This is a genomic window from Phenylobacterium sp. (assembly GCF_036263695.1).
Taxonomy (GTDB): domain Bacteria; phylum Pseudomonadota; class Alphaproteobacteria; order Caulobacterales; family Caulobacteraceae; genus Phenylobacterium.
Map to the genome: position 1 here is coordinate 1 of NZ_DATAGM010000449.1, position 4,947 is coordinate 4,947.

6 protein-coding genes are annotated in these 4,947 nt (G+C 73.3%); 1 reads left to right on the forward strand and 5 read right to left on the reverse strand.

The genetic code is table 11. The features are described 5' to 3' along the window. A partial coding sequence (locus VHK87_RS18075; RefSeq protein WP_329636285.1) for a phosphotransferase family protein occupies window positions 1–660 on the forward strand: 660 nt, incomplete at its 5' end. On the opposite strand, the gene lpxK is transcribed toward VHK87_RS18075, so the two are convergent. The 5 genes from lpxK to VHK87_RS18100 all read right to left on the reverse strand — a co-directional run. Next, complete coding sequence (lpxK, locus tag VHK87_RS18080; RefSeq protein ID WP_329636286.1) at window positions 657–1,667, reverse strand: tetraacyldisaccharide 4'-kinase; 1,011 nt, start codon at window positions 1,665–1,667, stop codon at window positions 657–659. The two genes, VHK87_RS18075 and lpxK, sit on opposite strands and share 4 nt — an antisense overlap. Next, entirely contained in the window at window positions 1,664–2,929 is a 1,266-nt protein-coding gene (locus tag VHK87_RS18085; RefSeq protein ID WP_329636287.1) for a 3-deoxy-D-manno-octulosonic acid transferase, read from the reverse strand. The genes lpxK and VHK87_RS18085 overlap by 4 nt, the downstream gene beginning before the upstream one ends. After that, entirely contained in the window at window positions 2,926–3,900 is a 975-nt protein-coding gene (locus tag VHK87_RS18090; protein ID WP_329636288.1) for a cation diffusion facilitator family transporter, read from the reverse strand. The genes VHK87_RS18085 and VHK87_RS18090 overlap by 4 nt, the downstream gene beginning before the upstream one ends. An 11-nt stretch (window positions 3,901–3,911) precedes the next feature. Then, entirely contained in the window at window positions 3,912–4,631 is a 720-nt protein-coding gene (locus VHK87_RS18095) for a lysophospholipid acyltransferase family protein (RefSeq protein WP_329636289.1), read from the reverse strand. Next, window positions 4,628–4,947, reverse strand: a 320-nt coding sequence (locus tag VHK87_RS18100) for an ATP-binding cassette domain-containing protein (protein WP_329636290.1), incomplete at its 5' end; no start/stop codon positions are given. The genes VHK87_RS18100 and VHK87_RS18095, both read right to left, overlap by 4 nt.

A 4,947-nucleotide genomic window follows, 5' to 3' on the forward strand; every position in this document is an offset into this window, starting at 1 on the left:
GAGCCGGCCGAGCGGCGCGCCATCTTCATGGGCAAGCTGAAGACCCTCGCCGACCTGCACAACACCGACCACGAGAAGATCGGCCTTGGCGACTACGGCAAGCCCGGCAACTACATGGGCCGGCAGGTCGACCGCTGGACCAAGCAGTACAAGGCCTCCGAAACCCAGCACATCGAGGAGATGGAGCGGCTGATCGACTGGCTGCCCAAGACCCTGCCGCCGCAGGAGCGCACCTCGGTGGTCCATGGCGACTACCGGCTGGACAACATGATCTTCCATCCCACCGAGCCGCGGGTGATCGCCGTGCTCGACTGGGAGCTCTCGACCCTCGGCGAGCCGCTGGCCGACTTCACCTACCTCCTGATGAACTGGGTCAACGGCACGGTCGCGACCATCCCCGACCTGGAGGCTCATGGCATCCCGAGCATCGAGGAATATGTGAACGAGTACTGCCGCCTGACCGGGCGCGCGGGCCTGCCGGACCTCAACTGGTACTTCGCCTACAACATCTTCCGCCTCGCCGGGATCATCCAGGGCATCGTCGGCCGGGCCCGGGACGGGACGGCCAACAGCCCGCAGGCCGCCGCCATGGGCCCGCGCGTCGTCTCCCTCGCCCAGGCCGGCTGGAAGTTCGCCCAGAAGGCGGGCGCGACGGCCTAGGGCGGCAGCACCGGCTTCAGCAGCGCCGTCACCGCCGACGGATCGACGAACCTCGCTCGGACGGGCCAGGCGACGACTCGGCCGCGCCAGTGGGGCGGCAGGCGGACCCAGTCCTTTTCGGTGGTGACCAGGCCCGCGCCGGCGTCCAACGCGCGGGCGTGGAGCGCCTGAAGCGTCGCCTCGTCGTAGGCGAAGTGGTCCGGGAAGGCGGCGAAGTCGATCAGCTCGCAGCCGGCGGCGCGCAGGGAGCGCTCCACCTTCCAGGGCTTGCCGACGCCCGCGAACCCGAGCTGGCGCCCGCGCGGCGGCGACTGGGCCGGCTCCAGCCGGGCGACCAGCACCGGCGTCGCCCCGAACAGCTTCAGCAACTCCGGGTCCGGGCGGCCGAGGTCGCCGGGCATCAAGAGGACGACGGCGTCGGCGCGGGCCAGGCCGGCCTTCAGCGGCTCGCGCATGGGACCGGCCGGGAACACCCCGCCGCCGCCGAACGGCCACTCGCCGTCGCGGGTCTCGCCGTCGACCACCACCAGCGACAGGGCCTTGGCCACCGAGCCGTTCTGGTGACCGTCGTCCATGACGATGATCGAGGCGCCAGAGATCACCGCTTCGGCTGCGCCCTCGGCCCGGTCGCGAGCCACCCAGACGGGGCCCTCCAGCGCCAGCAGCAGAGGCTCGTCGCCGACGTCCTGCGCGGTGTGCCGCTCGGGGTCGACCTCCACCGGGCCGGGCAGTCGGCCGCCGTAGCCGCGCGAGAGGCCGTGCACCGGCACGCCCAGCGCGGTGATGTGGGCCATCAGCGCTCGCACGATGGGGGTCTTGCCGGTCCCACCCATGGTGAGGTTGCCGACGCAGATCACCGGCGCGCCGGGATCGACCGGCTTGGAGACGGCGATCTTCCAAGCGGTGACGCCGGCCCAGACCCAGGAGAGGGGCGTCAGCAGCAAGCGGGTCGCGCCCATCGGGCCACTGCGCCGCTGGTACCACCAACGCGGGGTGCCCAGGCTCATGCGGGCAGCAGGGGCGAGAGGCGGGCCAGCGCCTCGTCCAGCGCCGCACCTTGCCGCTCGGCGAAGGCGAGGGCGGCCCGACCCATCGCGCGGGCGCGCTCCGGCTCGGTGAGCAGTTCGCCCAAGGTGTCGGCAAGTCCCGCCTCGTCCGGCGCGACGCGCACTGCGCCGGCGCCGATCATCTCGGCGTAGACGTCGGCGGCGTTGAACACGTCAGGCCCGGTGACGATGGCGCAGCCGAGCCGGGCCGGCTCCAGCGGATTGTGGCCGCCGATCCCGGGCACGAAGCCGCCGCCCATGACCGTGACGTCGGCCAGCCGGAAGAACAGCCCGAGCTCGCCGAGGGTGTCGGCGAGGTAGGCGTCGGCGCCGGCTGGCGACTCGCCCCGGCTACGCACCGCCACGCTCATGCCGAGCGCCTTCAGCTCCGCCTCGACGGCGGGGCCGCGGTCCGGGTGCCGCGGCGCGACGATCAGCAGCCCGCCCGCCCCCCGCCCGGCGCGCGCGATCAGCGCCTCTTCCCCCGTGTGGGTGCTGGCGGCAAGGATGATCGGCCGGCCACTGATCTGCGTCTTCAACCGCGCGAGCTCCTCGGGATCGCAGGGCAGAGGCTCGCCGATGAGCTTGAGGTTGAGCCGCCCGGCCGGCGCGGCGCCCAGGCGGGTGAGGCGCTCGGCGGTGGCCTCGTCCTGCACCAGGACCAGGTCGAATGCGCCCAGCAGCTCCGCCGCTGCGCCGGGCGCCCGGGACCAGCCGCGGGCGCTAGCCTCGGTCATCCGGGCGGACAGGAGCGCCAGGCGCACGCCCGCAGCCTTGGCCTGCACGATCAGGTTCGGCCACAGCTCGCTCTCGACGAAGATGCCCAGGTCCGGGCGCCAGTGAGCCAGGAAGCGGGCGACGGCGGCTGGCCCGTCCACCGGCGCATACTGGTGCAGGCAGCCGTCCGGCAGGCGCTTTGCCAGCAGCTCGGCGGAGGTGCGCGTGCCGGAGGTGACCAGGACGGATAGATCCGGCCGCCTCGCCCGCAGCGCCGCCGCCAGCGGCAGGACTGAGACCGCCTCGCCGACGCTGACCGCGTGCAGCCAGGCGAGCGGGCCGGCGGGCCGCGGCGCCGTCGGCCGGCCCAGCCGCTCGGCGATCCGGGCCGGGTCCTCCTTGCCCTTGCGGGCGCGGCCGTTCAGCAGGGCCGGCGCCAGGGGTTCGGCAAGGCTGGTGGCGGCCCGGTAGGCGCCCAGCGCCAGCGAGCGGGCGGGACGGCTCACACCACGTCCGCGGGGGCGAGGCGGCAGGCCTCCGCCTCGCCGGTCTCCACCTGCAAGGTGGCATGGCGGATGCCGAACCGGTGCGCCAGGCCCTCGCAAGCGGCGTGCAGGAAGCCGTCGGGGTCGCCGCCCACCGGCCGGGTGATGTGGGCGGTCAGCGCCGTTTCGGTGGTGCTCATGGCCCAGATGTGCAGATCGTGGACGTCGGTGACGCCGGGCTGCGTCACCAGCCACTGACGCACCTTTTCGACGTCGATCCCCTTCGGCGCCGCATCGAGGGCCAGGTCCACGGACTCGCGCAGCAGGCCCCAGGTGCCGATGACGATCACCGCGGCGATCAGCAGGCTGAGCGCCGGGTCGATCCAGGCCGCACCGGTCAGCGCCATCACGCCGGCGCCGACGACCACCGCCAGCGATACGCCGGCATCGGCGGCCATGTGCAGGAAGGCGCCGCGGATGTTCAGGTCGTCGTGGCGGCCGCGCATGAACATCAGCGCTGTGCCGGTGTTGATCAGCACCCCCAGGCCCGCGACGATCATTACCGGCGTGGTCGCGACCTCGGCGGGCTCGTTGAACCGCCGCACCGCTTCCGAGACGATCACCCCCACCGCCACCAACAGGAGCACGGCGTTGGCTAGCGACGCCAGGATCGAGGCCTTGCCGAGGCCATAGGTGCGCCGGGACGTGGGCGCCCGCTTGGCCAGCACCGCGGCGGTCCAGGCCATCACCAGGCTCAGCACGTCGGAGAGGTTGTGGCCAGCGTCGGCCAGCAGGGCGAGGGAGCCGAACCACAGGCCGGCGATCGCTTGGCCGAGCACCAGGGCGGTGTTCAGCGCGACTGCGACGGCGAACGCCCGGCCGGCGTCCGGCGGCGGCCCGTGGTGATGCCCGGGGCCATGATGGTGGCCGCCGTGACCATGGTGATGGTCATGGCCGTGCGCGTGATGATGACCGTGGTGGTCGTGGCCCATGGCCCTATCTCTCACCCGGAGGCCCCGGCGGCAACGGGGCGGCCGACCAGCGCCTCGGCGCGCCGGGTGGCCGCCGAAAGCCGCTGCGACCAGTCCGCGATCAGCGCCGCCGCGTCGGTTTCGTCGAGCTTGCCGGGCGCGTGGTACGGACCGTCCCAGACCACCGCGCCGCGGCCGAACGGTGCGGCGAACATGACCTTGTCCCAGGTGTTCAGCTGGGTCGCCGGATGAGCGGCGATGCCCATCAGGAACACCGGCGCGCCGGTGCGCCTCGCGATCTGCAGTGCGCCGGCGGCGACCACCTCGTTAGGGCCGCGGGGGCCGTCGGGCGTGATCACCAGCGCCCCGCCGTCGCCGACCCAGGTCATCGCCTCGCGGAAGCCCGCCACCGCCGCCCGCGCCTTGGCGGTGTCCCCGGGCTTGGCCGACGAGACGCGGATGGCCGGGAAGCCAGCCCTCGCCAGCGCCTGCGCGATGAACTCGCCGTCGGCCGAGGGCGAGATCATCGCCCGCGTCCTCTTGCGCCACCACTGCGGGGCGGTCGCCAGGCAGAGGGGGATGCGGCCATGCCAGAAGAGGGCGATAGCGCCGCCCTCGCCGGCCAGCGCCGGCTCGACGCAGTCGACGTTCTCGTGCCGCCAGCGGATGGTGCGCAGCACAAGCTTGAGGTAGGCCGCCAGCACCCACCCCAGGAACGACTGGACCGCCGGATTGCGGAGCAGTCCCTTCAAGCGGCGGTCTCCGACTCCAGGTCCTGGGTCTTGGCCAGGCGCGCGTAGAGGCCGCGCTTGCGGATCAGGGCGGCGTGGTCGCCCTCCTCCACCACCTTGCCCCGGTCGATGACGTAGATGCGGTCGGCGGCTCGGACGGTGGAGAGCCGGTGGGCGATCAGCATGGTGGTGCGGCCGGCCATCAGCCGGGCGAGCGCCGTCTGCACCTGGGCCTCGCTCTCCGCGTCCAGGGCGCTGGTGGCCTCGTCCAGCAGCAGGATGGGCTCGTCCTTCAGGAAGGCCCTGGCGATGGCGATCCGCTGGCGCTGGCCGCCGG

What these genes read in the sequence shown, in the direction of transcription:
- lpxK (WP_329636286.1), bottom strand. Translation starts at nt 1,667, where the DNA reads ATGAGCCTGGGCACCCCGCGTTGGTGGTACCAGCGGCGCAGTGGCCCG.
- VHK87_RS18090 (WP_329636288.1), bottom strand. Translation starts at nt 3,900, where the DNA reads ATGGGCCACGACCACCACGGTCATCATCACGCGCACGGCCATGACCAT.